This window comes from Arthrobacter sp. CC3 (assembly GCF_039907775.1).
GTDB lineage: Bacteria > Actinomycetota > Actinomycetes > Actinomycetales > Micrococcaceae > Arthrobacter.
Genome location: NZ_JARCCY010000058.1, coordinates 1 through 25,269, shown reverse-complemented (window position 1 = coordinate 25,269; position 25,269 = coordinate 1). Strand labels below are relative to the sequence as shown.

The following is a 25,269-nucleotide window of genomic DNA, read 5'->3' as shown; positions in this document are numbered from 1 at the left end:
CCACTATTTTCCCTTGTCAGAGCACCTTTTCGCCCTTTAAACACGCCCTTCAACGGCCGCCCGATGAAACCACGGGGTTAACTGCCGTTTAGCGCAACCGGCCGATTCGCGGCGCAGGCACCCGTAGCGGACAATGGATAGGTGCCCTCAGCAGCAAAATCCCGCCCCACCGTTCCGCAGCCTTCCCCCACTCCGGGCAGGACTGGGGCATCAGGCAGCGTGGCGGGCATTTCGCGGGCATGGCAGTTCGCCGGCCTTGCAGCACTCTTCCTGGGACTTGCGGCCGCGCTCCTGTTCTCCGGAGCCGCCGCTGCACGCGAGGTGTCCGATCCCGGAGCGCTGATCCGCTTGGGGCTGCCCATCAGCAAGGCCATCCACAACGTCTCGCTGGCCACGGTGATCGGCGGCCTGATTTTCGCCGTCGGCATCCTGCCCCGCAATGCCAACGGATCCCGGTCCAAGGACACAGCGACACCCGAGCATCCGGCGTTCTCCCGTGCCTTGGCCGTGGCCGCTGCTGCCGGTGCCGCATGGACGCTGTCAGCGATTGCAGTGCTGGTGCTGACCTATTCGGATGTTGCCGGCCAGTCCCTCTCCGGGGATGCGGAGTTCACCCGTGCGCTGGTCTACTTCATGACGGACATCGAAACCGGGCGGGCCTGGCTCGCCGTCACCATCGTTGCCGCAGTGGTGACCACGGCACTGTTCGGGGTGAGGTCACTGACGGGCCTGGCCCTCACGCTAGTGCTGTCGCTGGTGGGCATGGTGCCCATCGCCCTCATCGGCCACTCCTCAAGCTCCAGCGACCATGAAGGCGCCATTAACTCCCTGGCCCTGCACCTTGTGGGCGTATCCGCGTGGGTTGGCGGCATCATCATGCTGGCTGTCCTGTCCGGCATCCTGGCTGGCGCCAAGGGGGGCGCCAAGGCGGGCGCCACCGCCAACGCCGGTGCCAAAGCAGCCGGCAAAGCCGACATCACCGAGCCCACGCTCCGCCGTTTCTCCTCCCTGGCCGGATTCGCCTTTGTCCTGGTATTCGCCTCCGGCGTCATCAATGCGAGCATCCGGATCACCACCTGGCACGACCTTTTCGGATCCGCCTACGGGCAGATGGTGCTCGCCAAGGCCGTCGCCACGCTGATGCTCGGCGTCATCGGCCTCATGCACCGCCAATGGGTGATCCCGCAGCTGAACCGCAAGGGCGGTGCCCTCTCCTCCCGCCGGGTGCTGTGGCAGCTGGTGATCGCGGAACTGCTGATCATGGGTGCCACCTCAGGCATCGCCGTCGCCCTTGGCCGTTCAGCCCCGCCTCAGCCCACCACCTTCGCTCCCGACGCCTCGCCGGCGTTCATCCTCTCCGGCTACGAACTGCCGCCAGAGCTGACTCCGGAACGCTGGTTGACCGAATGGCGGCTGGACTGGCTCTGGATCGCCGTCGCCGCCTTCGGCCTCGTCTCGTATTTCCTCGGCGTCGCCAAGGTCCTGCGCCGCGGCGACAAATGGTCCTGGTTCCGGAGCATCAACTGGGTGATCGGGCTGGTGGTGCTCACCTACATCACCTCCGGGCCGCCGTCCGTCTACGGCCGGGTGTTGTTCTCCGCCCACATGGTGGACCACATGGCGCTGACCATGGTGGCGCCGATCTTCCTGGTGCTTGGCGCCCCCGTGACCCTCGCACTGCGCGCCCTTCCCGCGCGCGGAGACGGCTCGCGGGGCCTGCGTGAATGGCTGCTGCTGTTTGTGCACTCCAAGTTCTCCCAGCTGGTGACGCACCCGCTCTTCGCCGCGGCCAACTTTGCCGGTTCCATCGTGCTGTTCTACTACTCGGATGCGTTCGGCTACGCCATGCGCGACCACGTGGGCCACGAACTCATGAACCTGCACTTCGCCCTCACCGGCTATATCTTCGTGCTGACCATGATCGGCACGGACCCGCTGCCCCGCCGCGCGCCCTACCCGATGCGGCTGTTGCTGCTGCTGGCCACCATGGGCTTCCACGCCTTCTTCGGCGTCGCGATCATGGGCGGCACCAACCTGCTGGCCGCGGACTACTTCGGCAACCTGGGCCGGGCTTGGGGGCCCTCCGCGCTGCTGGACCAGCAGATGGGCGGCGCAGTGGCCTGGGGCATCGGCGAAGTACCCACGCTCCTGGTGGCCATCGGCGTCGCCATCATGTGGTCCCGTTCCGATGCACGGGAGTCCAAACGGACCGACCGCGCGGCCGACAGGAATAACGACGCCGATCTCACTGCTTACAACGATATGTTTGCCAAGTTGGCTGAACGCGACGCCAAGCTGGCTGAACGCAACTCAAAGCTGGAAGGACGCTGATGAGCGAAACCGTACGCACCCACCTCCGGGTCCGCGCCTCCGAACTGGTGGGCCGTAACTGGCTGAACACCGGCGGGAAATCCCTGGACCTGGAAGCCCTGCGCGGCAAGATCGTGCTCCTGGACTTCTGGACCTTCTGCTGCATCAACTGCCTGCACGTGCTCGATGAGCTGCGCCCGCTCGAAGAGAAGTACTCCGACGTCCTGGTGACCGTGGGCGTGCACTCCCCGAAGTTCGAGCACGAGGCCGACCCCGTCGCCCTCGCGGCCGCCGTGGAACGCTACGAGATCCACCACCCCGTCCTGGACGACCCCGAACTGGAAACCTGGAAGGCCTACACAGCACGCGCCTGGCCCACCCTGGTGGTCATCGACCCCGAGGGCTACATCGTGGCGCACCTGTCCGGCGAAGGCCACGCGGACGGCCTCTCCGTACTGATCCCGGAACTCATCGCCCAGCACGAGGCCAAGGGCACCCTGCACCGCGGCAACGGCCCGTACGTTGCTCCGGAGCCGACGTCGGGCACCTTGCGGTTCCCGGGCAAGGCCCTCTTCCTCCCGGCCGGCCGGGGCACCCGCTCCAACGGGACTGCAGATGCCGGGACGTCCGACGGCGGGACGTCCGGCGGCGTCGCGCCCGACTCCGGCTCCTGGCTCGTTACGGACACCGGCCACCACCGGTTGGTGGAACTGGACACGGACTTCCACACGGTGCTGCGCACCTACGGTTCCGGGACGAAGGGCTACGCCGACGGCCCCGGCGCCGACGTCGACTCCTTCAAACCCGCCGCACAGTTCAACGAGCCGCAGGGCCTTGTCCTGCTGCCGGAAGACGTGGCAGCGAAGACCGGTTACGACGTCGTAATTGCCGACTCCGTCAACCACCGCCTGCGCGGGCTGTCCCTCGCGGACGGAACCGTCACCACGCTCGCGGGCAGCGGCGTGCAGCGCCTGCTGGAGACTGGGCCGGCGCGGGTGGACGAGGACGCCGCAGGCTTCACCGGCCGCCTCAGCGATCATCCCCTGGACGTGGCGCTGAGCTCTCCGTGGGACGTGGTGTGGTCCGCCAAGCTCGACGCCGTGGTGGTGGCCATGGCCGGCGTCCATCAGATCTTCAGCTTCGACCCGCTCTCAGGTGCCGTGTCCATCCTGGCCGGAAACGGGCTGGAAGGCCTTCAGGACGGCCCCGCCCACGAAGCGTGGTTCGCCCAGTCGTCCGGCCTGGCCGAGGATGCCGAGGGCAACATCTGGGTGGCTGACTCCGAGACGTCCGCGCTGCGCAAACTGGTGATTGACGACGCCGGTACGGTCACCGTGGAGACCGCCGTGGGCAAGGGCCTGTTCGACTTCGGCTTCCGTGACGGGCCGGCCGCCGACGCCAGGCTGCAGCACCCCCTTGGCGTCACGGTGCTGCCGGACGGTTCCGTGGCCATCGCCGACACCTACAACGGCGCCGTCCGCCGCTACGACCCCGCCACCGGAACCGTGTCCACGCTGGCGCGGGGACTTTCCGAGCCGTCCGACGTGATTGTGGACCACACGCACACGGCCGGCTCCGAGCCGCTGCTGGTGGTGGTGGAAGCCAACAAGCACCAGCTGATCTACGTGCCCATCCCCAAGGAAGCGCAGCAGGTGGACGAGGGCGCGGTGCAGACACACCGGCCCAAGAGCCCTGTAGCGCCCGGGACGCTGGGACTGACGGTCCGCTTCACGGCGCCCACGGGACAGAAGCTCGACGACCGCTGGGGCGATCCCACGCAGCTGAAGATCTCCTCCACCCCGCACGAGTTGCTGGTGTCCGGCGGCGGAACATCATTGGGCCTGCAGCGGACCCTGGAGCTCTCCTCCGACGTGCCGGAGGGCGTCCTGCACATCACCGCCCGCGCTGCCGCTTGCGACGGCCCCGAAACAGCCGACGGCGAGATCCCCGACCACGCGGCCTGCCACCTGTACCAGCAGGACTGGGGCATCCCGGTGGTGCTGCAGGCGGACGGCGACACTGAGCTGGTCCTGGACCTCCGCGGGATGGACTGAGGCCGGTTGCTTGAGGGCTGCCGTTCGTGACGAGGCGTCACGGACGGCAGCCTTTTGGCGTTAAAGAGGCCTCTGGATGCCGCGAATCCAGGACCCGCGAGGCGGCCAGGCTGCAAAAGGATGCACGGCGTGACGCACGGCCCCCAGCTAGCCAGCGTCCGTTGCGACTTTCCACATACGAGCAGTGAAGGGTGCCGGACGGTTCCCGCCCTGTGCAGGATGTCGGCATGGATGTGATGGAGGCGTTGGCTGCGTGCGGGGGAGCGGCAAGGCGGCCTGCTCTCGCCAGGCTCGGGGTGGACGACGCCGCGTTGCGACGAGCCTCCAGGGCGAACATCGACCAGCCTGCTCGGGGCGTGTATGCGCTCCCTTCGGCAGATCCTGCCCACGTGGCTCTGATCCTGCGGCGTCAGCTCCATACCTGCATCAGTGCCGCGCCCTCCTACGGGCTATGGGTGCTGGAACCTTCCGGGCCCGCCCATGTGTACCACCGTCGTGGCGAAGTCTTCGATCGTGAGGTGCAGCACGGCGGACTCCTCCAGCCCCCGAATTCCACGAGGCCGGTGGCAGCACTCGCCGACGTGCTGATCCATGCCCTGCGGTGCTTGCCGTTCCGGGAGTCGCTGATCATGGTCGAATGCGCCGTGGGCAGGGGCGACATGGCTGTGGAGTTCCTGCGGCAGCAGTTGCCGGGGCGCCGCAACGGGCGGGCCCGTGCCGTCCTCCAGTGGGTGGACCGCGGTGCGGAGTCGATGTTGGAGACCCTGGCCAGGACGTGCTTCCGCCAAGCAGGGATCACGGTGGAGTCGCAGGTCTACATCGACGGAGTAGGGTACGTGGACCTGCTGCTCGAAGGCTGGCTGGTAGTCGAGCTTGACGGGCGCCATCACGGCGACTGGAGACAGGTGAAGAAAGACCAACGCCGGAACAACCGCTCCGTGGTGGAAGGCTACACAGTTCTCCGCTACTACTATGCGGACGTGGTGCACGGCCCGGAGCAGATGCTGGCCGAGGTTCTCGCGGTGCTGGCCGGGCGCCGGGGTCTGCAGCCCTGAGTGGCAGCGCGTCACTGAGTGCAGGCTTTTACGCCTCCACGGAACAAGGTTCGGCAGGAATCCGCATCCGGACGAGGCACAGCGGGGTAAAAGTCTGCCCTGCGTGACGGCGCGGTGCTTGCCGCGACCTGGTGACGGCGCCCTAGTAGCTGAGGAGCGGGGTGACCCTGATGGTGTCGCCGTCGACGTCCAGTCGCGTGGTGAAGCTGAAGTCGTGTTCCACATCCAGGTTGGTCACGGCGCCGCTGAACAGGTCGGTCTGCTGCGCCCGCAACCGTGCCTTCCCGTCCAGCGGGGCCACCACCCAGCGTCCGCCGAAGGGCTCAATGGACACCTTGGGGTACTCGCTGATGCTCCAGTCAATGGTTCCCGGCGTCACCCGGTTGAAAGTGGCGTGGTAGAACGGGCAGTCCGGCTGCAGCTTCTGCTCCTTCACGGCTCCCGCGGCGCAGGTGTCCAGGAATTCCTTGACCTTGGCCGCCACAGCATCCCTCAGCGCCGGGGTGGCCTCCGTCAGAAGGCTCAGCGGCGCCGTCGGGACATCGCGGCCGGACACTGTGGCGCGGCTGGCGGGGGCCGAGAAGAATTCGCCGTTGAGGCTGGCCTCGTACTCGCCGGGATAAAACACGGCGAAGCTGTTGCGGCCATTGGGCATGTTCACGGGAATGCCGTTGAGGGTGGCCTGGCTGGAGTTGACCACGGTGACTTCCAGGACGGGCAAGGTGGCAGGCACAAACGCCCACTTGTTGAAGAAAAGCCATTCGGTGCCGGTCCGCTCCAGCAGGAACTCGGTACTGAGCCGGCTGCCGTCAATGGTGTATTCCATCGGAACCATGACCTGGTTCCCGGTGCGGTCCTGCGTCTCGCCGAACTTCACGTTCGTCACCCGGGACGCCGCCGTTTGCAGCGCGGTTCCGTCCAGCATGGCGGCGTCGCTTTGCGGCACGGAGGCACGCAGGAGGCCCAGCGCTTTTTCGCCTTCGCCCTTCTGCAGTGCATCCAAATATTCACGTACCGGCTGCTCGGGACTTGCCACCGAGGCGTTGACCAGGTTCACCGCCACAACGGCTCCGGCGATGGCAAGCATCAGGCCCAGCAGCCACCCGGCTGCGATCCTCACCAACGCTTGACTCATCTGCACGCACCTTACGTTACCGGTAAGGCACGTGAAAGCAGGTGCAGGGGCCGCCCTCCATGACGCTGCAGAGCGGCTGTCAGACAGTCCGACGGCGGCTGGCTGGCTCCCGCGGTCGGCCCTTCAGGCGCCCGGCGGAGGTTCTAGCGCCGGCGCCTCGAGGAGGTGCCGAAGACGCCCCGCAGCAACTCCCGGCCCAGCTGGGTGCCGAGCGAACGGGCCATGCTTTTGAGGCCGCCGCCGAGTGCCCCGCCCAGGGCTCCGGCGAGGTCGCCCATCATTCCGCCGACTTGTTCCTGCGGCGCCGGGGGTGCCTGGCGCTCGCCGCTGCGCGGCCGCTCCGGTGCCGGGGCAGGCCTGCTGCTGGGGCGGCCGAGGATCTCCTCCTCGATGCGGCGGGCATCGGCGTCGACCGCTGCCTGGTCCATTCCCGGAACAGGGCCGGGAACAAAGACGTCCCTGGCCGGTGTGGGCGGCTGGCCGGGGGCTGCCGCGCCCGTGGGCGCCGCGCTCTTTCCGGAGATCTTCTCGTAGGCGGATACGTTGTCCACCGCGGTGCCGTATTTGGCGAGCAGTGCGGAATTGGCCACGGTGCTCTTGACCAGTTCCTCGGTGCTGGGGCCCATGACTGATTCCGGGGCCCGCAGCCGGGTCAAAGCCACCGGGGTAGGAGCGCCCTTCTCATTCATCACCGTGATGACGGCTTCACCAATGCCGGCCGACGTCAGCGTTTCTTCGAGGTCGTAGTCGCTCACCGGGAACGTGGACACGGTGGCTTTCAGGGCCTTAGCGTCCTCCGGCGTGAATGCCCTCAACGCGTGCTGGATGCGGTTGGCCAGCTGTCCCAGGACATCAGCCGGAACATCCTTCGGCGTCTGGGTGACGAAGAAGATGCCCACGCCCTTGGAGCGGATGAGCCGGACGGTGGTGGTGATGGCTTCCAGGAACGCCTTGGAAGCGTCGTTGAACAGCAGGTGGGCTTCGTCGAGGAAGAAGACCAGTTTGGGTTTGTCCAGGTCCCCGGCTTCGGGCAGGTCCTCGAAAAGGTCCGCGAGCAACCACATGAGGAAGGTGGAAAACACCATCGGCTTGGTCTGCAGCGTGGGCAGTTCCAGGCAGGTGACAACGCCGCGGCCGTCCGGCGCCGTGCGCAGCAGCTCGGCCGTGTCGAACTCGGGTTCACCAAAGAACGCCTCCATGCCCTGGGCCTCCAGGGTCACCAGTTCGCGGAGGATGACGCCGGCGGTCGCCTTGGACAGGCCGCCCAGCGCCTCCAGTTCGTCCTTGCCCTCGTCAGAGGTGAGGAACTGGATGACCGCCCGGAGGTCCTTCAGGTCGATCAGTTCCAGGTTGTTTTTGTCCGCAAAGTGGAAGACGAGCTGCAGGCTGGATTCCTGCGTGTCGTTGAGTTCCAAAATGCGGGAAAGCAGGATGGGGCCGAAGGACGTGATGGTGGCCCGGACCGGGATGCCGTTGCCGTCGCCGCCGAGTGCCAGGAACTCCACCGGAAAAGTCTTGCCCGCCCAGGCCTGGCCGATGCCGTCCGTGCGGACCTTCAGTTTCTCGCTGCCCGCCGCTGCGGTTGCGAGGCCGGAGAGATCACCCTTGATGTCGGCGAGGAATACGGGTACGCCGGCGTTGGAGAGTTGCTCCGCCATCATGTGGAGCGTGACGGTCTTGCCGGTGCCCGTTGCGCCCGCCACCAGTCCGTGCCGGTTCATCATGGAGAGCGGCAGCCGGACAGGGGCATCCTTGTGGACTTCGCCGTCCACAATCGCGGCTCCCAGTTCGATGGTGGCGCCCTCCAGGGTGTAGCCCTTCTGGATGGTGGCGACTTTATCTGCGGTGGATTTGATGGCCATGCCGATAGCTTAGCCGCGCGGCTCCAGATCTTTGCTGAATGCCAGGAACTTGATGGTTTCGGGATCGGCTGCCAGGTCGAACAGCGGCTCGTAGCCGGAGTTGAGGTAGAGGTGCTTCGCCTCGGGCTGCCGCGGGCCGGTGGTCAGGTACACCCGGTTGTAGCCGCGGCGGGCGGCGAGGGCTTCAAGCTCGGCCAGCACGAACCGGGCCAGGCCGCGGCGCCGGTGGGCGGAGTGGGTCCAGATCCGTTTGAACTCCGCCGTGTCCGGCCCGTGCCGCCGGAACGCTCCGCCGGCTACGGATTCGCCGTTTTCCTGGACGATCAGCAGGGCACCCCCGGAGCGACGAATTCCTCGGCGGGGTAGCGGTTGAGTTCTTCTGCCGCAGCTCCCCGGCCGAACAGGTTCCCGTAGCGGGAGTCGTATTCCTGGGCGAGTTCGTCCAGGAGCGGCCGCACCCGGGCGTCGTGCATGGGCAGGCTGAGCACCGTCAGTTCGGACGCCCGCACGCGCGCCGGTGCCTCCACGCGCGCCGGAGCCTCCACGCGCGCCGGTGCCGACGATGTTGCCGCCGCCTGCAAAGACGCCGGCGGCACGGTCAGTTGTTCCATGGCTGAGCCTTTCCCGATACGGCCGGTACGGCCGATGCTTCATCTTCCGCCAGAACGCCAAGGATCCGGCGTGCCAGCGCATCATTTTCGCGGAACGGCGCAGCGTTGGTTCCGGGGCGGGCAAAGGCGCCGGCGCCCCAGCCGGAGGTGTTGGGCCCGACGGCGAACAACCTGCGTTGCGGTTCGCCCACCGGGCTGACGAGCTCGCTGGCCGCGGACACCAGCAGCCGGCCGGTTGCATGGAGGCCGTCGGCGGTAAGAACCGCCTGCTCGCTGCCGAATCCTGAGCTGTGCAGATACCGCAGCAGCGGATTCGCGGAGCCTGCCACCGCCGGGGCGGGAAGCCGCGCTTCGATCAAGGCCTTGGCGGACACCCGCACCCCTCCCCGGACGGACACGGCAACAAACTGCCCCGAGGCCTCATCGGCGCCGACATCCAGCCCCGGCCCAAGGAACTGCAGCAGCCCAGCCCGGTGGAGAGCCAGCAGCTGCCGCAGCCGCTGCGGCGGAGGGCCGGAGTCCACGAAACTGAAGAACCCGTGCCACCAGCCGTGCACCTCACGCTGCGACCGCGCATTCAACCGCTCCGGCGGCACCAGCCGGCCCAGGTCCATGTACACCTTGAGCAGGGCGATGAACAGGGCCAGCGTCTCCGAGTGGTCGGGGCCGGTGCGCAGCCGGAGGTCATGCTCGATGTAGGCGGCCACGGCTTCCTGGACCTCATAGTGGCTGGCGAAGTTACGTCCGGCCAGCGGCTGGTCCAGCTTCTCGAAGTCCAGGTGGAACTCCGTGTCCGGCACCGACTCGAGCACCAGCCGTTCGCGTTCGGGGCTGTACCAGTCCAGCTCGGCGAAACGGACCGAAAATTCGTCCCAGCCGGGGGCCACCCGTTCCGGGTAGCCCGTGAAGAGCTCGCGGTAGTAGCCGTAGCCCGCGTCCTTGGCGATCAGCGGCCAGAGGTGGGCGCGGAAGTCCAGCTCCCCGTGCTTTGCCAGCAATTCCTGCACCACGGCGGCGGTAAAGAACTGCGGCGCACCTGCCGGCTCGCCCCGGAGGGTGGACGAAATCTTGGAATGGTACGGAACCCCCCGCCGCGAACCTGCCCAGAGCCGCGGTTCCGCGCCGGACGCAACGTACGCCAGGCCGCCGTCGGGCGTTTCCTCGAACCGGCCGCCCCGGCCTTCAGTCAGCAGGACCACCAGGTCCACGAACGCCAGCCCCATGCCCGAGACGATCACGTCCTGGCCGGGGGAAAGCGCCGAATAGTCGACGTCGGTGGTGTAGCTGGGTGCCGCGTGGAACCCGCCGTGCCGCTCCGCAAAGCCGGCGAAACCGGCGGACGCCCCGTCCGGCAGCGCATCGGTGTGGCCAAGGGCGGAAACCACGACGTCGGCGTCAACAGTCCCGCCGCCGGCGAGCCTGACACGGTACCCGCCGGCGCCGTTGTCGCCGTCGGAATCGATCCGGACAGCGGTGTCCCGGTGGACGGTGACGTCGATATCGGGGCCAAGCGCGGAAACCGCCCGGCGGAAGAACCACTCAAGATAAACGCTCTGCAGCTGGCGGGTGGGAAACGTGGCGCCGGTCAGGGCGCGCAGCTGGCGTTGCAGTTCCGGCGGGAGCGGGGGAACGTCGGTGATGGTGCCGTCCAGCACGCCGGCAGCCCACCCGTCGAGCCCGGGGCCGTCGGCGGCGGGGCCCTCGCACGTTACGGAGGCGTCGGTGAACATGGTGATGTCCGCTGCGGCGGAGTTGAGCAGCAGGCCGGGGTGCTGGTCATAGCGCCAGATCCTGCCCGAGCCGGGAACGTGCGGCTCAATGACATGGACGGCCAGCGGGCCGGCAAACAGCTCCGGCCGGTTGGCCGCGAGGCGTTCCAGGACGCCGGCCGTCCGGGGACCGCCGCCCACAAAGGCAACGGTAGGGATGTTCGCTGGCACGGCTGCGCTCCTGTTCAGGCGGGGTGGTCCGGGACCGGGTTTTCGCCTCATGCTAGGCAGCCCGGCAGACCGCGGTCGAGGCTCTGGTCACGGCCGTTCACGCCGCGTAACAGCGCGTAAATCCACGCAAGAAAACGACTCATGACGCCGTGAGAACCTCCGTGAAGCAATGCAACATGCCGCCTTGCTGCCGCTTTCCGGCGTCCCTAGATTTGCAGCAATCCGAACGCGATAAACCAATCCAGCAAGACAAGAAGCGAGGTGGCGCATGAGTTCCACAGCAACCCGGGCAGCGCAGTCCGCGGCAGGGCCGGCGTCCGCCGGAACTGACGCAGGTGTTTCCAACCCCGGCCCGTCCGCGGAGCAGGGAGGACCCCGGGGACCCGAGAACCCGCAGTCCCGCGGACCTGCCACCGACTACGCCGACTACCGGCTGGTCCCGTCCCGCCACCCGTGGCGCTGGGTGGGCACCGCCGTCGTGGCGCTCGGCGTGGCCGCGGTGGCGTGGTCCCTGGCCACGAACCCGCGCTGGGAATGGGGCGTGGTGGCCCAGTGGTTCACCGCGCAGTCCGTGGTGAACGGGCTGGTGGAGACGCTCAAGCTCACCGCCATCTCCGGAGCCCTGGGGTTCATCCTGGGGTTCATCCTCGCCCTGATGCGCCTTTCCGCCTCGCCGCTGCTGGTCTCGGTGTCCTGGACCTTCTCCTGGATCTTCCGCTCCACCCCGCTCCTGGTGCAGATGCTTCTCTGGTACAACCTGGGCTACCTCTACGAGAAAATCAGCCTGGGCATCCCCTTCACGGACGTCCGCTTCTTCGAAGTCCAGACCACCACCCTGATCAGCCAGTTCGCGGCTGCAGTCCTGGGCCTCACCCTGAACCAGGCGGCCTACTCGGCGGAGATCATCCGCGGCGGCATCCTCTCGGTGGACCAGGGCCAGCTGGAAGCAGCCGCCGCCCTGGGCATTCCGGCCTGGCGGCGCTCCACCAGGATCGTCCTGCCGCAGGCCATGCGGGCCATCCTGCCCACCGCCTTCAACGAGATCATCGGCCTGGTCAAGGGCACCTCCATCGTGTACGTCCTGGCGTACTCGGAGCTGTTCTACACCGTCCAGGTCATCTACAACCGCACCCAGCAGGTGTTGCCACTGCTCCTCGTGGCCACACTCTGGTACGTGGTGATCACCTCGGTGCTCAGCGTTTTCCAGTACTACATCGAACGGCACTATTCGAAGGGCGCCGTGCGGACCCTCCCGCTGACGCCGCTGCAGAAGGCCCGCCGGTTCTTCGCCACCCACGCTGCCACCGACAACCGAGCAAGGAGCACCCGATGACCGCCACTGCCGCCGCAACAGAGCACCCGGCCGCCTCCGACACCACCCGCGGGCTCGTGGAAATCACCAAGGTCCGGAAATCCTTCGGCGCCACCGAAGTCCTCAAAGGCATCACGCTGACCGTTGAACCGGGCGGAGTGGCCGTCATCGTAGGCCCGTCCGGGTCCGGAAAGTCCACCCTGCTGCGCACCATCAACCACCTGGAAAAGGTGGACGGCGGCTTTATCGCCATCGACGGCGAACTGGTGGGCTACGAGGTCCGCGGCAAACGCCTCCACGAACTGCGCGAGAAAGACATCCTCAAGCAGCGCACCGAAATCGGCATGGTGTTCCAGAACTTCAACCTCTTCCCGCACCTCACGGCGCTGGAGAACGTGACCGAAGCCCCCGTGGTGGCGCCGCGTTCCGGCAAACCGCGCCTGACCAAGGCCGAGGCCAGGGACCGAGGGCTGGAACTGCTGGACCGGGTGGGCCTCAAAGACCGCGCCGGCGCCTACCCCCGCCAGCTGTCCGGCGGCCAGCAACAGCGTGTGGCCATCGCCCGGGCCCTGGCACTGGACCCCAAGATCCTCCTCTTCGATGAGCCCACCTCTGCCCTGGACCCCGAACTCGTGAACGAGGTCCTGGACGTTATCAGGGAGCTCGCCACCTCCGGCACAACGCTGATCATCGTCACCCACGAAATGGGGTTCGCCCGCGACGTGGCGGACACCGTGGTCTTTATGGATCAGGGGCAGATCGTGGAACAGGGCGCACCCCATGACATCTTCACCAACCCGCAGGAAGAACGCACCCGGAGTTTCTTCTCCAAGGTGATCGAACCCGCTTTCAACATCTAAAGGACCTCCCCATGGCACTCTCCACCTCCCGGCACAACAGCAGCGGCCGGACGGGCACGCTGGCGGCGCTTCCCGCCGTCGTCCTTCTCGGGACCCTTGCCGGCACCCTCGCGCTGAGCGGCTGCGCCGATCCGGGCGCGGCCGCTTCCGGAGGCGCAGTTTCCGGCAATCCGGGGACGACGGCGGCACGCAACGGCGTCGTCTACAACACCTCACCGGACCAGCAGCGGATCCGGGCCGATAAGGACACGGCGCTCGCCGCCAAGGTCCCCGAGCTGATCGGCAAGGACGGCAAACTCACCGTGGCCACCACAGCCGGTTCCATCCCGCTGTCCTTCCACGCCACGGATGACAAGACGCCCATCGGCTCCGAACTGGACATCGCCCAGCTGGTGGCGGACAAGCTGGGCCTGGAGCTCGACATCCAGGTCACGTCGTGGGAGAACTGGCCGCTGAAGACCCAGTCCGGCGACTTCGAGGCCGTGTTTTCCAATGTGGGCATCAACGCCGCCCGCGTGAAGCTGTTCGACTTCGCCAGCTACCGGGCCGCCTACATGGGCTTCGAGGCGAAAAAGAGCTCCTCGTACGACATCAAGGGCGCAGACGACATCTCCGGCCTGAAGGTTTCCGTGGGCTCCGGCACCAACCAGGAGAAGATCCTGCTGGCCTGGAACAAGGAACTCGAGGGCAAGGGCAAAGCGCCGGCAGTGCTGCAGTACTACTCTTCCGACGCCGACACCATCCTGGCGCTGTCCTCGGGCCGCACCGACCTGAACATCGCGCCCTACCCGTCCACTGCGTACCGCGAGAACACCCGGGACGACCTGAAGATCGTGGGCAAGGTCAACGCCGGCTGGCCGTCCGAAACCCTGGTGGCTGCCACCTCGCTCAAGGGCAACGGGCTGGCACCGGTCATCACCGAGGCGCTGAACTCCGCCATCAAGGACGGTTCCTACGGCAAGGTCCTGGAACGCTGGGGCCTCTCCGAGGAAGCACTGCCTGAATCCAAGACCGTCACTGAAGCCAACTTCGGGGCTGCGCCTGCAGGGAAAACACAGTGAAGTTCCAGGTCCTCGACATCATTCCGCACCTGAAGAACCCGCTCACCGGGGCGATCGTCTCCACGGCTGACCGGCTCAACCAGGTGGTCCGGACCGCGCAGCGCGCGGAGGAGCTCGGCTACGACAGCTTCTCAGTGGGGGAACGGCACGCCGGGGAGTTCATCTCGTCGTCGCCCACCACCGTGCTGGCCGCCATCGCCGCTGTGACCAGCCGGATCCGGCTGCAAAGCGGGGTGACCGTCCTCTCCGTCCTGGACCCGGTGCGCGTTGCGGAGGACTACGCCACGATCGACCAGCTCAGCCGCGGCCGGCTGGAACTCGTGATCGGCAAGGGCAACGAGGTACTGCAGTACCCGCTCTTCGGCCTGGACCTCGATGACCAGTGGGACCTCCTAGCCGAAAAATACGGGCTGCTCCGGCGGCTCTGGAGCGAGGAGAACGTCACCTGGTCCGGCAGATTCCGCCCGGCACTGACTGAATCGACCACCACCACACCGCGGCCGTTCGCCGGCGCACCCCGGGTGTGGCACGGCTCAGCCACCACCCTGACCTCCGCGGCGCTCGCGGCAAAGTGGGGCGATCCGCTGTTCACCGCCAACGCCATCCAACCGCGGGAAAACTACCAGGTGCTGATCGATCACTACCGCGAAGAGTACGAACGCCACGGGCACGACCCGCGGCACCAGTTCCTCGGATCGGGCAGCGGCGCCGGCGGGGTGTTCATCGCGGACACCACGCAAGAGGCCAAGAAGCAGGTCGGCCCCGTGTACGAGGCACTGACCGCCGGCCGGAATGTGCCGGGGAACAACTCGCCGTTCCGCGACATCGACCACGCGGTGGCTGAAGGGCCCGCCCTGGTGGGCAGCCCGGAGCAGGTGGTGGACAAGATCCTCAGCTACCACCAGCTGTACGGCCACGACCTCCAGTCCATCTCGCTGCCCACCACGCTGCCGTTTGAGCAGCAACTGGAGATCCTGGAGCGGTTCGCCCTGGAGGTCATCCCCAAAGTCCGGGCGGCGGCGCCCACGAACCTGTGGGAATCACCGGATCCCTTCGGCGGCCGTCCGGAGTCTGCCGGAGCCACCGAACCGGACGCCGCCGCCACCGTCGCCGCCGACCACGACAACTACAGGAGCGATCATGCCCACGTCTACGCACACTGAAACTCCGTTCGCCACGGCCTGGGCCGAGTGGCACGCCGCCCATGAGCGGCACCGCGCCGACCCCCACGGCTTCCTGGCCGTCACGCACCTGCACTGGCTGGGTTCCGAGCCCGCGCGGCTCGACGGTGTTCCCGGCACCTGGAATGTGGAGAACGACGCCGTCCGCCTGGTTTTGGCGGAAGGCGAGACCCTGCAGCAGGACGGCAGGGAACTAAACGCCGACGGCGGCGGCGCCACCGTGCTGTTCGGACCCATCGCGGAACGCGGCGGCGTCAACCTCGCTGCGGGGGACACCGTCGTCGAACTCGCCAAACGCGGCGGCGAATACATTGTCAGGCCGCGCCACCCGGAGAACCCGCTGCTCCGCGAGTACCAGGGCACGCCTACGTACGAACCGGACCCGGCCTTCGCGGTGGAAGGAACGTTCGTCCCGTTCGACGAGCCGCGTGCCACCACCGTGGGCGCCGCCGTCGAGGGCATCCAGCACGTCTACGAAGCCCCCGGCCAGGTCAGGTTCCGGCTGGGCGGGCGCGATCTTGCCCTGACGGCTTTCAACGGCCACGCTCCGGGCAGCCTGTCCGTGCTGTTCACGGATGAAACGTCCGGCAAGACCACCTACGCGGCCAACCGGTCGCTAACGGTCGCGGCACCCGGACAGGACGGCACGGTCCGCCTGGACTTCAACCGGGCCGTGAACCTGCCGTGCGCCTACACCGACCTTGCCACGTGCCCGCTGCCGCCCGCCGAGAACCGGCTGCCGGTAGCGGTCGAAGCCGGAGAGCAGACCCCCACCGAACGTCAGGACGCATGATGGGAAACACCAACAAGACTGCCGGTGGCTGGGGCTTCCTGGCGCTGGAACTCGACGGCGTGGCGCGCGCGGCCGACGGCGACACAGCCGGGGGTGCTTCGGCGCTCGCCGCCGCCGTGCTGGCCGCCGAATCCGCCGATTTCCACGCCGTGACCTTCAAGGATTCCCCGGTGGAAGGACGGCTGAACGCGCTGCAGCGCGCCGCCTTCGCCGGGCCGCTGACGCGCTCCCTCGTCCTGATCCCGGAAGTGGACACGGCCTACACCGAGCCCTTCCATGCCTCCACCCAGCTGGCCAGCCTGGACTACGTCAGCGGCGGCCGTGCCGGCTGGATCGCCACCGCTGAGGACGATCCCGCGGCGGCCGCCGCCGTCGGGCGCTCCTACGTTGCCGGTGACGGCCTGGCGCAGGAGGCCGCGGCATCCATCGAGGTCAGCCGCAGGCTCTGGGACTCCTGGGAGGACGACGCCGTGATCCGCGACGTCGCCAGCGGCCGCTACCTCGACGCCGGAAAGTTGCACTACGTGGACTTCGACGGTCCCGGCTACTCGGTCAAGGGTCCGTCCATCATCCCCCGTCCCCTGCAGGGACAGCTGCCGGTGCTCGTGCCGGCGTCCCTCGTGGGCGCCGGCCTGGTTGAGCCCTCCGCGGTGGATGCAGTCCTGGTCTCGGCCCCGACGGCGGAGCTCCTCGCGGAGGAGATCCGCGACGTGCGGGAACGGCTGGGCGGCGGATCGCCCGCCGTCGTGGTGGAGCTCGACGTCGTCCTGGAGGCCCGGGGGCAGGGCGCCGCCCAGCGGCTCGGGGACGAATCGGCCATCGGCAAGCCTGGCAGCGGAGGGACTGACGGTGCCCGGCGGGCACGCTTCGCCGGGTCCGCGGCCGAACTGGCAGACCTGCTGACCGAAGTACTGGAAGTGGCGGACGGAGTCCGGTTGCATCCGGCCAGGTTCGACGTCGACTCCGAGGAACTGTCCCGGCTGGTGCTGCCTGAACTCCGGCGCAGGGGAGTGCTCGCCCCGGTGCCGCAGGACGGGACCTTCAGGGACCTGCTGGGCCTCGAACGACCAGCCAGCCGCTACGCCGCAACCGCCGTCGGAAACTAGGGGAAAACCATGACACAGCACAGCCGTGCTAAATACCAGCCGAGCGGGAAGCTCCAGTTCGGCATCTTCTTCCAGGGCGTGAACTCAGGGACCATCTGGAAGGCCGCCGAGTCCGGCTCGCAGACGGACTTCGAATCGTTCCGCCGCATCGCCCAGACGGCGGAGCGGGGACTGTTTGCCGCCTTCTTCCTGGGTGAGGGGCTCCGCCTCCGCGAGCACCTGGGCCGTCCGCATGAACTGGACGTCGCCGGACGCCCGGACGCCCAGGCCATGCTCGCCGCCCTGGCCGCGGTGACCTCCAACATCGGACTCGTTGCCACCCAGAACACCACCTACAACGATCCGGCGGACCTGGCGCACAGGCTGTCCTCGCTGGACCTCCTCTCCGGCGGACGCGCCGCATGGAACATCGTCACCACGGACAACGCCTGGACCGGCGCCAACTTCCGCCGCGGCGGGTACCTGGACCACGCTGACCGGTACACGCACGCCGAGGCATTCGTGGAGACGGCCAAACGGATCTGGGATTCGCATGATCCGGCCACCGGGCAGTGGCAGCGTGTGCTTCACGAAGGGCAGCACTACACCGTGGACGTGAACCCTCGCCTGCCGCGCAGCGCCCAGTACCGGCCCGTGCTGTTCCAGGCCGGCGACTCTCCGGAGGGCAGGAACTTCGCCGCCCGCCAGGCCGACGTCATTTTCTCCGCCCACCCCAAGCTCGACGACGCCCTGGACTTCCGGCGCGACATCGTGGAGCGGACGCTGAACGCAGGACGCGGAGCAAACGACGTCAAGATCATGCCGGCCAGCGAGTTCATCCTTGCCGCAACGCCGGAGGAGGCCCGGGACAAGAAAGCCTGGGTCCGTAGCCTCCAGATCGGCCCGCAGCAGGCCATCGCCTACCTGGAACAGTTCTGGGGACGCGAACTGGGCGAATATGATCCGGACGGGCCGCTGCCGGAGATTGATCCGGTGGTGGAGGAAACCTCCGAGACCCGCGGCAGCGGCTTCCACGGGGCCAAGGCGCGGCAGCTGGCCGACCAGTGGCGGGCCGAAGCCAAGGAGAAGGGGCTGTCCATCCGCCAGTTCGTCTCTGCCAAGACCAGCCGCGTGGACGCCACCTTCAACGGCTCCTACGCCGAGGTGGCCGACCGGCTGGTGGAGTACGCCCGCACCGGCGCCGTGGACGGCTTCAACATCTCGCCGTGGCTGATTCCCACGGGCCTGGACGACATCGTCAACCACCTGGTGCCCGCACTGCAGGAACGCGGTGTCTACCCCACCGAGTATGCCGGCAGCACGCTGCGGGAAAACCTGGGGCTGGCCACGCCGGAACGCGCTTCGGCATCCGCACCCACGGAATCTGCGCCTTCGGAAGCGAGGGTCTGAGCCGATGGGCGGCGACGTGTCCGGCACGGAAGTGGGAGATGCTGACCGGGAGTCCGCCGCGGATACGGTGAAGCTGCAGCTGACTGTCTGGCAGCAGTACCTCTAGAGGACCCGGGCTCGCCCATCAAAGGAATCCCCGCCGGACGACGTCCGGCGGGGATTCTTTGTTGTGATGGCCTGCGCCGGAGGAATCAGTCCTTCGGAGCCTGCGCGATCCGGACCATGTTCCCGGAGGGGTCCCGGAAGGCGCAGTCGCGCGGCCCCCACGGCTGGTCGATCGGCTCCTGCATGACCTCGGCACCGGACGCCCGGACCTTCTCGAACGTGGCGTCCAGGTCGTCGGTACGGAACACGAGCATGGGGAGGACTCCCTTGGTGAGGAGCTCCTGCATCATGTCCCCGTCCTCCTGGGAGCGGCCCGCATGCGGCTCGGAGAGCACGATCTCAAGGCCCGGCTGGGCGGCGCTGCCGAGGGTGATCCAGTGGAATCCCCCGGAGGCCACGTCGTTGCGCAGTTCGAGGCCCAGGGCATCCCGGTAGAAGGCGAGGGCCTTCTCGGTGTCATTGACGGTGATGTTGCAGTACTGGAGTGAAATGTTCATGCCACAAAGCTATTCCGCGGGCGTCAGGGCCGCTTCTCGAATCCTGCTCACTTGGGCACCGGCTGCATTCCCGGGACCTGCAGGTTTGGCAGCCTGCCGCGCCGGCCGTGTCCTGATCCGTGCCACGCAGCCCGGCATCGCCTCCACCGCGCTGTGTTCCCGGAGCCGGTAGGCGCTGGGCGGTTCACCCACTAGTTCCGTGAAGCGTGAGCTGAAGGATCCCAGCGACGTACAGCCCACCGCCATGCAGGCATCGGTCACGCTCATGCCGCCGCGGAGCAAAGCCATGGCCCGCTCGATCCGGCGCGTCATCAGGTAGCTGTAGGGGGTCTCGCCGTAGGCGGCCCGGAACTGCCGAGAGAAGTGCGCCGGTGACATCAGGGCCTTGCTCGCCATGGTGGGCACGTCCAAGGCGCGGGCGAAGTCCCTGTCGATCAGGTCCCGCGCCCGGCGCAGGTGCGCCAGGTTGGCCAGCTCTTGCGGGGTCATGTCATGAGCGTACGCCGCACTGCGGGGGTTTCGCCACGCAAATGTGCAGGGCAGCCGCCGGCCGCCCTGCACATTTGCGTCGAAAGCCGGACTACTTCTTGGGCAGCCCCGCCGGGTTCAGCTCGGACTTCTGCACGGCCTCCGAACTGAGGCCCCAGCGGTCCAGGATCTTGGCGTAGCTGCCGTCTTCGATCAGGTGGTTCAGGCCCGCCTGTGCTGCGGCGGCGAAACCGTTGCCCTTCTTGGTGGTGGCCGCGATGCTTGCCTTCAGCGGCCAGCCGCCGTCCACCAGGCCAACCAGCTTGGTCTTTGCATCGGAAGCCGCCTTGAATGCCGCCGTCGCGTTCGGCCCGAACGTCAGGTCCGCCCGTCCGGACTGGAGGGCGAGCGAGGAGGCGGAGTCGTCGTCGTAATACTGGAACTCCACCGCGGGCAGGCCGTTCTTCTTGTTCTCCTCGTCCCAGCGCAGCAGGATGGACTCCTGGTTGGTTCCGGAACCCACAATCACGCGTTTGCCGGCAACGTCCGGCGCGGACTCCACCTTGGTGACGGAGCTGTCGCTTTTCGCGTAGAAGCCGAGCTTGTCGTCGCGGTAGCTGGCGAAATCGAACTTGAGCTTCCGCTCCTCGGTCACCGTGACGTTGGACAGCACGGCCTCGTATTTGCCGGACTCGACGCCGAGGGGCCAGTCGGCCCAGGCGGTGGGAACGATGTCAGCCTCCAGGCCCAGCGTCTGGGCCAGTGCGACGGCGATATCCACCTCATTGCCCACCGGCGTCTTGTTGTCCGTGGCGTAGACGGCCAACGGTGCCGCGAACGGGCTGACGGCCACCGTCAGCTTGCCGTCCTTCTTGATTGCTTCCGGGACCAAAGCCGCGGCCGCCGGATCCACTTCAGCCTTCACACGGTCCTGCTCCGGTGAGAGGTTGAACTGTTTGATGCCCGTGGACGACGTTGCCGGTGCGGAGCCCGACGCCGCAGAAGCCCCGGGGTCAGAGCAGGCCGCGAGCCCCAGCAACGTGGTGGCGGCCAGCGCTGCGGTGGCGGCGGGTTTGAGTGAAAAACGGGCCATGGGTTCCCCTTGGAAGTGTGCGGATTCGGTGCTTGTGCCAGCAACTATCCGTCAGCGCGAAAACCCGGTCAAAGCGCCTTGAAACCCTGCGATACAAGGGGTAATCGTGGTTAATCCGGCGTCCGCTGGCGTCACGGAACCCGCTGCCGTGACGCCGCGGCCGGGTCTGGGCGACCGTCGACTAGGCGGCGAGGGCCTTGATGACCTCCTTGGCCACGTCCTCGCTGGACTGCGGGTTCTGCCCGGTGATCAGGTTGCGGTCGCGGACCACGTTGGAACTCCAGGCGGCTCCGTTTTCCACGATGGCGCCCTTGTCCTTCAGCACGTCCTCCACGAACCACGGCGTGTTGGGGCCGGTGCCGCCGTTGAGTTCCTCCTCATCCGTGAATACGGTGAGGCGGCGCCCCGCAAAAACGAACTTCCCGTCGTCGTCAACGGCGCTGAGGAGGCCCGCAGGGCCGTGGCAGAACGGCGCGATCACCTTGCCGGCCCGGTCCGCCTCAGCCAGGATGCGGCCGAGGTCGGCGTCCTTGTAAAGGTCCGCCATGGGCCCGTGGCCGCCCGGCATCACCACGGCGTCATATGCGGAGGGGTCGACGTCGGCGAGCACCAGCGGTGCGGACAGCTCACCGTCGATGGCGGCGAGGTAGGCGCGGAAGCCGTCTGCACGGTCCTGGCCGCCGGCCGACTCCGGGGCGAGGCTCACCTCGTCAACGGTGGGCCTGGCGCCGGTGGGTGTTGCGATGTGCACGGTGTGGCCGGCGTCGAGCAGGGTCTGGTGTGAGACCACCAGCTCCTCCGCCCAGTAGCCGGTGGGGTGTTTGGTGCCGTCCCGCATGGTGAGGGAGTCAGCTGCGGATACCACCATCAGAATGTTTGCCATGATATTGCTCCTGTCCGGCCGGCCCGGCCGGGACGGCTCACAAGGGCGGCAACCCGATAAGCATGCTGAGTATTCCTGCCCGGGCCGCTTGGTATATAACCTTGGGTATGGCCGCATCAATGATGAAGATGGTTCTGTCCGTTGCCACTGCGTTTGGCTTGGCGCTGATGGGCGGTGGTCCGGCCATGGCGGGCCCGCCGCGTCCGTCTGATCCGCTGGGGATTGACGTGTCGTGGCCGCAGTGCGGCAAGACCCTTCCCTCCGGACTCGCCTTCGCGATCGTGGGCGTCAACAACGGGCTGGCCAACACCACCAATCCCTGCTTCCAGGAACAGCTGGACTGGGCCGAGGGCGCGGTGTCCCAGAAGCAGCTGACGGCGCAGCCGCGCGTGGCCCTCTACGTGAATACAGCCAACCCCGGGCTGGCCGGTTCCTGGTGGCCGACGTCCAATGAGTACATGGGAACCACCGTGACCAGCTCGTACGGGCAGTGCACGGGCAAGAACGACGCCTCCTGCGCCTATGTGTACGGCTATGCGAAAGCGTACGACGACGCCAAGCTGCGCGGCGTGGATGGCCCGCAGAACTATTTCTGGTGGCTGGATGTGGAGACAGGGAACAGTTGGCAGAGCGACACGACCGCGAACCGGGCTGACCTGGAAGGGATGACCGCCTACTTCGAAAGCATCGGTGCCGACGTCGGGCTCTATTCCACCGGCTCGCAGTGGAGCAAAATTGCCGGGGCGGTTCCGTCCACCAGCAATCTGGCGGGACTTTCGAGCTGGCTCGCCGGCGCCAGAACCCTCAATGGGGCCAAGTCGAACTGCTCCCTGGCAGGGCTTACTCCGGGCAGCACGGTGGCAGTGACCCAGTACGTCTCCGGCGGCCTCGACTACAACTACGCCTGCAAGTAACTACTGCTTGCTGTGTTACAAAAGTGCACCAAGTCAACGCAAGTCAGCCTGAGTAAAAAAGTGAGTACTGCGCGCAAAAAACAGGTATAAAAACACCCAAAGTCGAGTGGAATGTACTGGTGTTTTTCTGAGCGCCCGCCCCTAACATCGGGACTACATTTGCGGCCAATGACGGCCGCATTTCCCATTCGCACCCGGGGGTTCACCATGCACCAAGCGTCCACCACATCCACCTTCGCCCGCCGGCTGGCTGCCGCGGTCGTCCTCCCTGGCGTCCTAACCAGCATGCTGGTGATGGTGCCCGTAGCACAGGCAGCCAACGACAGCGCCGGTATCTGTAATGGAGTGGTGAACCAGCTGGCGCATCGCGGCACTGTGCAGGAGAACCTCCTCAAGGCTGCGGCCCGCAAGAATGCAGTTCTCATCTCGTCCCTCCAGGCCGAACGTGCGGCACTGCAATCAACGGCGGACGGTCTGAAGGCGGACATTGCCGCAGCGGACAAGGCGATTGCCGCGCTCACTGCGGAGGAGCAGCAGCTGAGCCTGGAAGCGGACTCGGCCGCAAGAGAACTGGCCGGGCTCAACGTCGCCCTGAGCAACGCGGCACAATCGGTTGCCGATGCCGAGAAGGCGCTGGCCGGACTCAAAGCTGATAGCGCCGCCGCAGAGGAACAACTAGCCCCGCTGCAGGAGGAGCTCGGCGTTACGCAGGCGGCCGCTGCGTTGCTGGGCGCGCAGAAGGAAGACCTCGAAGCTCAGGAAGCAGCAAAAAAGAGCGAGATCAGAGCGGCAGAAGTCCAACTCAATGACCTCCAGACGGCTGCCAGTGCAGCCGCCGACGCCCTCGCCGCAAAGAACGCCGAGATCCTCAAGGCGCAGGGCGAGCTGGCCGACCTGAACGATACCGCGGAACAAGCAGCGGCGGCCGCCACCGCGGCGGCCCAGGCAGTTGCCGATGCGGCGACCGAGTTGACGCGGCTTGAAGGTCTGGGGGAGGCCGCGCAGGCGCAATTGGACGCCCAGCAGGCTAAGGTCACCGAGGCAAAAGCAACCCTGTCTGTTATGCAGTCCACCGCCCAAACAGCCGCGGACGCTGTGGCCGCCAAGCAGTCAGAGATCGGGACGGCACAGGGCGAACTCACGGCGCTGCAAACTGCGGCCACCCAGGCTTCGGATGCACTGGCCGCCAAGAACGCCGCGATCACTTCCGCGCAGGGTGAGCTGACCACACTGACGGCAAATGCGGCGGCGGCCGCCTCGGCGCTAATAGCCAACACCAACAAGATCACTGCGGCCAACGCCGCGATCGTGTCGCTGCAGGGGCAGATCGCCACTGCGAACGCCAACATTGCGACCAAGCAGGCCGAACTGAACACGGCGCAAGGGGAGCTTGCCACGTTGCAGGCAACCAAGGCCACCCTTGAATCGGAGATAGCGGCCCTTACGAACAGGATCAACACCGAGTTCCCGCCAAACTCTAATTCAAACGCCAAGCGGCAACTGGAAGCTCAGCGAGCGGCGAAGCAGGCCGAGCTGACCACAGTGAACGGCCAGATAGCTGCAAAAAGCTCGCAGATCTCCGGATACCAAGGTGATCTGGCCACTCTTCAGACCTCGGTCAGCACCCTCAATGCCCAACTCCTGGCCAAGCAGCAGGAAAGCAGCGCCCTGCAACAGCAGGCGGCGCCGCTGCAGACCACCCTGACAGCCGCTAACGCCGCCGTCGCCACGAAGGAGAGCGAGATCGCTGCCCTGAAGGCACAGGTTCCGGCGCTCCAGGCGACGGTCAATAATGCCAACGCCAGCGTCACTGCCAAGCAGGGGGAGGTCAGCGCCCTTCAGTCGCAACTGCCGGCATTGCAGGGCGCCGCAGCCACGGCCGCAGCGAACGTCGCCGAGCAGGAAAAAGTCGTGACGGGCCTTGAGGCTGCACTTCCGGGACTGACCCAGAGTGTGACCGAGGCCCAAGCGGCGGTCGCGGAACAGAAGACCGTGTTGGGCGGTCTGCAGGCCAAACTGGCTAACGCTAACGACGCACTCGCCGCCGCCAATGCCGCAGTCGACGCCAAGAAGGCAGAGGTCAGCGGCCTGCAGGGCGAACTGCCGGCGTTGCAGGCCAATCTGGACGGTGCCAACGCTTCTGTCTCCACGAAACAGGGTGAGATCGCGCGGCTGAACGCCGACCTGGACATTCTGGTCGAGCAGCTAGCAGTTCTCAACACGCAGATCTCAGCCAAGGAAGCGGAGGTCTTGGACCTGCAGACCCGGGTCGCTCCGCTGCTGGACCAGCTGAATAAGCTCAACGGCGAGATCAGCGCAACCGAAGCCCAACTCAAGACACTCCAGGCGCAACTGATAGCGCTGGACCAGCAGGTCACGACTGCCAAGGGACAGCTGGACACCCTCGCGGCCCAAAAGAAGACAAACAAGGACGCTCTCGAAGCCCAGCGGGCAAAGGTCAAGTCTCTCCAGGACCAGCTCGGCAGCGTTCAAAAGCAGATAGCTGCCATTGACGGGCAGATCCTTCTCGGCGGCTGCGTGGCCTAGGGCGTGTCTCCTAAATCGGTGGCGTGCTGGCTGGAATGCTTGAGGGGTGTCGCGAACTTCTGTTTTGAGTGATGATCAGTGGTCCCGGATCGA

Annotated in this window: 19 protein-coding genes and 1 pseudogene; 12 read left to right on the top strand and 8 right to left on the bottom strand. The window is 66.9% G+C overall.

Going from position 1 to position 25,269, the window contains the following annotated elements:
• The first annotated feature begins 141 nt into the window (after positions 1 to 141).
• The 3 genes from PV761_RS22005 to PV761_RS21995 all read left to right on the top strand — a co-directional run bounded on the left by PV761_RS22005 (position 142) and on the right by PV761_RS21995 (position 5,419).
• Entirely contained in the window at positions 142 to 2,331 is a 2,190-nt protein-coding gene (locus tag PV761_RS22005; protein WP_347899720.1) for a cytochrome c oxidase assembly protein, read from the top strand.
• Complete coding sequence (locus PV761_RS22000; RefSeq protein ID WP_347899718.1) at positions 2,331 to 4,364, top strand: NHL domain-containing thioredoxin family protein; 2,034 nt, start codon at positions 2,331 to 2,333, stop codon at positions 4,362 to 4,364. The genes PV761_RS22005 and PV761_RS22000 overlap by 1 nt, the downstream gene beginning before the upstream one ends.
• Before the next feature lie 227 nt (positions 4,365 to 4,591).
• Positions 4,592 to 5,419: a DUF559 domain-containing protein gene (locus PV761_RS21995; protein ID WP_347899717.1), complete on the top strand. Its 828-nt coding sequence runs from the start codon at positions 4,592 to 4,594 to the stop codon at positions 5,417 to 5,419.
• A 142-nt stretch (positions 5,420 to 5,561) separates the two neighbouring features.
• Here PV761_RS21995 and PV761_RS21990 read toward each other — a convergent pair whose 3' ends face one another.
• From PV761_RS21990 to PV761_RS21975, 4 genes and pseudogenes are all read right to left on the bottom strand, one after another.
• Complete coding sequence (locus tag PV761_RS21990) at positions 5,562 to 6,554, bottom strand: hypothetical protein (protein WP_347899716.1); 993 nt, start codon at positions 6,552 to 6,554, stop codon at positions 5,562 to 5,564.
• Positions 6,555 to 6,697: 143 nt separating this feature from the next.
• Complete coding sequence (locus PV761_RS21985) at positions 6,698 to 8,416, bottom strand: helicase HerA-like domain-containing protein (protein WP_347899715.1); 1,719 nt, start codon at positions 8,414 to 8,416, stop codon at positions 6,698 to 6,700.
• A gap of 9 nt (positions 8,417 to 8,425) precedes the next feature.
• A pseudogene (locus PV761_RS21980) lies at positions 8,426 to 8,889 on the bottom strand (GNAT family N-acetyltransferase).
• 125 nt (positions 8,890 to 9,014) lie between these two features.
• Positions 9,015 to 10,967: an FAD/NAD(P)-binding protein gene (locus PV761_RS21975; protein WP_347899714.1), complete on the bottom strand. Its 1,953-nt coding sequence runs from the start codon at positions 10,965 to 10,967 to the stop codon at positions 9,015 to 9,017.
• A gap of 268 nt (positions 10,968 to 11,235) precedes the next feature.
• On the opposite strand from PV761_RS21975, the gene PV761_RS21970 reads away from it, so the two are divergent.
• The 7 genes from PV761_RS21970 to PV761_RS21940 are packed head-to-tail and all read left to right on the top strand — an operon-like array spanning position 11,236 to position 18,669.
• Positions 11,236 to 12,300 carry an amino acid ABC transporter permease gene (locus PV761_RS21970; protein WP_028271002.1) on the top strand — a complete coding sequence of 355 codons (1,065 nt, stop codon included), beginning with the start codon at positions 11,236 to 11,238 and terminating at the stop codon, positions 12,298 to 12,300.
• The gene (locus PV761_RS21965; protein WP_347899713.1) at positions 12,297 to 13,139 is read left to right on the top strand and encodes an amino acid ABC transporter ATP-binding protein; all 843 of its coding nucleotides are present in this window, start codon (positions 12,297 to 12,299) and stop codon (positions 13,137 to 13,139) included. Before PV761_RS21970 ends, PV761_RS21965 begins: the two co-directional genes overlap by 4 nt.
• An 11-nt stretch (positions 13,140 to 13,150) precedes the next feature.
• Positions 13,151 to 14,200, top strand: a complete 1,050-nt coding sequence (locus PV761_RS21960) for a transporter substrate-binding domain-containing protein (RefSeq protein WP_347899712.1) — start codon at positions 13,151 to 13,153, stop codon at positions 14,198 to 14,200.
• Entirely contained in the window at positions 14,197 to 15,363 is a 1,167-nt protein-coding gene (locus PV761_RS21955) for an LLM class flavin-dependent oxidoreductase (RefSeq protein ID WP_347899711.1), read from the top strand. Before PV761_RS21960 ends, PV761_RS21955 begins: the two co-directional genes overlap by 4 nt.
• Positions 15,341 to 16,174 (top strand): DUF1684 domain-containing protein, encoded by an 834-nt coding sequence (locus PV761_RS21950; RefSeq protein WP_347899710.1) that lies wholly within the window; start codon positions 15,341 to 15,343, stop codon positions 16,172 to 16,174. Before PV761_RS21955 ends, PV761_RS21950 begins: the two co-directional genes overlap by 23 nt.
• Positions 16,174 to 17,280, top strand: coding sequence for an LLM class flavin-dependent oxidoreductase (locus tag PV761_RS21945; RefSeq protein ID WP_347899721.1), 1,107 nt, complete (start codon positions 16,174 to 16,176; stop codon positions 17,278 to 17,280). Before PV761_RS21950 ends, PV761_RS21945 begins: the two co-directional genes overlap by 1 nt.
• A 9-nt stretch (positions 17,281 to 17,289) precedes the next feature.
• On the top strand, positions 17,290 to 18,669 hold the full coding sequence (locus PV761_RS21940) for an NtaA/DmoA family FMN-dependent monooxygenase (RefSeq protein ID WP_347899709.1): 1,380 nt from the start codon (positions 17,290 to 17,292) through the stop codon (positions 18,667 to 18,669).
• 191 nt (positions 18,670 to 18,860) lie between these two features.
• On the opposite strand, the gene PV761_RS21935 is transcribed toward PV761_RS21940, so the two are convergent.
• The 4 genes from PV761_RS21935 to PV761_RS21920 form a co-directional block, all read right to left on the bottom strand.
• Positions 18,861 to 19,271 (bottom strand): VOC family protein, encoded by a 411-nt coding sequence (locus PV761_RS21935; RefSeq protein ID WP_028270995.1) that lies wholly within the window; start codon positions 19,269 to 19,271, stop codon positions 18,861 to 18,863.
• Between the two features lie 9 nt (positions 19,272 to 19,280).
• Positions 19,281 to 19,760 carry a helix-turn-helix transcriptional regulator gene (locus tag PV761_RS21930; RefSeq protein WP_347899708.1) on the bottom strand — a complete coding sequence of 160 codons (480 nt, stop codon included), beginning with the start codon at positions 19,758 to 19,760 and terminating at the stop codon, positions 19,281 to 19,283.
• Positions 19,761 to 19,851: 91 nt separating this feature from the next.
• On the bottom strand, positions 19,852 to 20,832 hold the full coding sequence (locus PV761_RS21925) for an ABC transporter substrate-binding protein (protein WP_028270993.1): 981 nt from the start codon (positions 20,830 to 20,832) through the stop codon (positions 19,852 to 19,854).
• Between the two features lie 181 nt (positions 20,833 to 21,013).
• Positions 21,014 to 21,715 carry a type 1 glutamine amidotransferase domain-containing protein gene (locus PV761_RS21920; protein WP_347899707.1) on the bottom strand — a complete coding sequence of 234 codons (702 nt, stop codon included), beginning with the start codon at positions 21,713 to 21,715 and terminating at the stop codon, positions 21,014 to 21,016.
• Positions 21,716 to 21,822: 107 nt separating this feature from the next.
• Here PV761_RS21920 and PV761_RS21915 point away from each other — a divergent pair, with 107 nt between their 5' ends.
• Together PV761_RS21915 and PV761_RS21910 are read left to right on the top strand one after the other, a co-directional pair.
• Positions 21,823 to 22,629, top strand: a complete 807-nt coding sequence (locus PV761_RS21915; RefSeq protein WP_347899706.1) for a hypothetical protein — start codon at positions 21,823 to 21,825, stop codon at positions 22,627 to 22,629.
• Between the two features lie 168 nt (positions 22,630 to 22,797).
• The gene (locus PV761_RS21910; RefSeq protein ID WP_347899705.1) at positions 22,798 to 25,176 is read left to right on the top strand and encodes a chromosome segregation ATPase; all 2,379 of its coding nucleotides are present in this window, start codon (positions 22,798 to 22,800) and stop codon (positions 25,174 to 25,176) included.
• The last annotated feature ends 93 nt before the right edge of the window (positions 25,177 to 25,269 follow it).

Coding starts and splice junctions, on each gene's coding strand:
- PV761_RS22000 (WP_347899718.1), top strand. CDS start 2,331: ATGAGCGAAACCGTACGCACCCACCTCCGGGTCCGCGCCTCCGAACTG.
- PV761_RS21995 (WP_347899717.1), top strand. CDS start 4,592: ATGGATGTGATGGAGGCGTTGGCTGCGTGCGGGGGAGCGGCAAGGCGG.
- PV761_RS21990 (WP_347899716.1), bottom strand. CDS start 6,554: ATGAGTCAAGCGTTGGTGAGGATCGCAGCCGGGTGGCTGCTGGGCCTG.
- PV761_RS21985 (WP_347899715.1), bottom strand. CDS start 8,416: ATGGCCATCAAATCCACCGCAGATAAAGTCGCCACCATCCAGAAGGGC.
- PV761_RS21970 (WP_028271002.1), top strand. CDS start 11,236: ATGAGTTCCACAGCAACCCGGGCAGCGCAGTCCGCGGCAGGGCCGGCG.
- PV761_RS21965 (WP_347899713.1), top strand. CDS start 12,297: ATGACCGCCACTGCCGCCGCAACAGAGCACCCGGCCGCCTCCGACACC.
- PV761_RS21960 (WP_347899712.1), top strand. CDS start 13,151: ATGGCACTCTCCACCTCCCGGCACAACAGCAGCGGCCGGACGGGCACG.
- PV761_RS21950 (WP_347899710.1), top strand. CDS start 15,341: ATGCCCACGTCTACGCACACTGAAACTCCGTTCGCCACGGCCTGGGCC.
- PV761_RS21945 (WP_347899721.1), top strand. CDS start 16,174: ATGGGAAACACCAACAAGACTGCCGGTGGCTGGGGCTTCCTGGCGCTG.
- PV761_RS21940 (WP_347899709.1), top strand. CDS start 17,290: ATGACACAGCACAGCCGTGCTAAATACCAGCCGAGCGGGAAGCTCCAG.
- PV761_RS21935 (WP_028270995.1), bottom strand. CDS start 19,271: ATGAACATTTCACTCCAGTACTGCAACATCACCGTCAATGACACCGAG.
- PV761_RS21930 (WP_347899708.1), bottom strand. CDS start 19,760: ATGACCCCGCAAGAGCTGGCCAACCTGGCGCACCTGCGCCGGGCGCGG.
- PV761_RS21925 (WP_028270993.1), bottom strand. CDS start 20,832: ATGGCCCGTTTTTCACTCAAACCCGCCGCCACCGCAGCGCTGGCCGCC.
- PV761_RS21920 (WP_347899707.1), bottom strand. CDS start 21,715: ATGGCAAACATTCTGATGGTGGTATCCGCAGCTGACTCCCTCACCATG.
- PV761_RS21915 (WP_347899706.1), top strand. CDS start 21,823: ATGGCCGCATCAATGATGAAGATGGTTCTGTCCGTTGCCACTGCGTTT.
- PV761_RS21910 (WP_347899705.1), top strand. CDS start 22,798: ATGACGGCCGCATTTCCCATTCGCACCCGGGGGTTCACCATGCACCAA.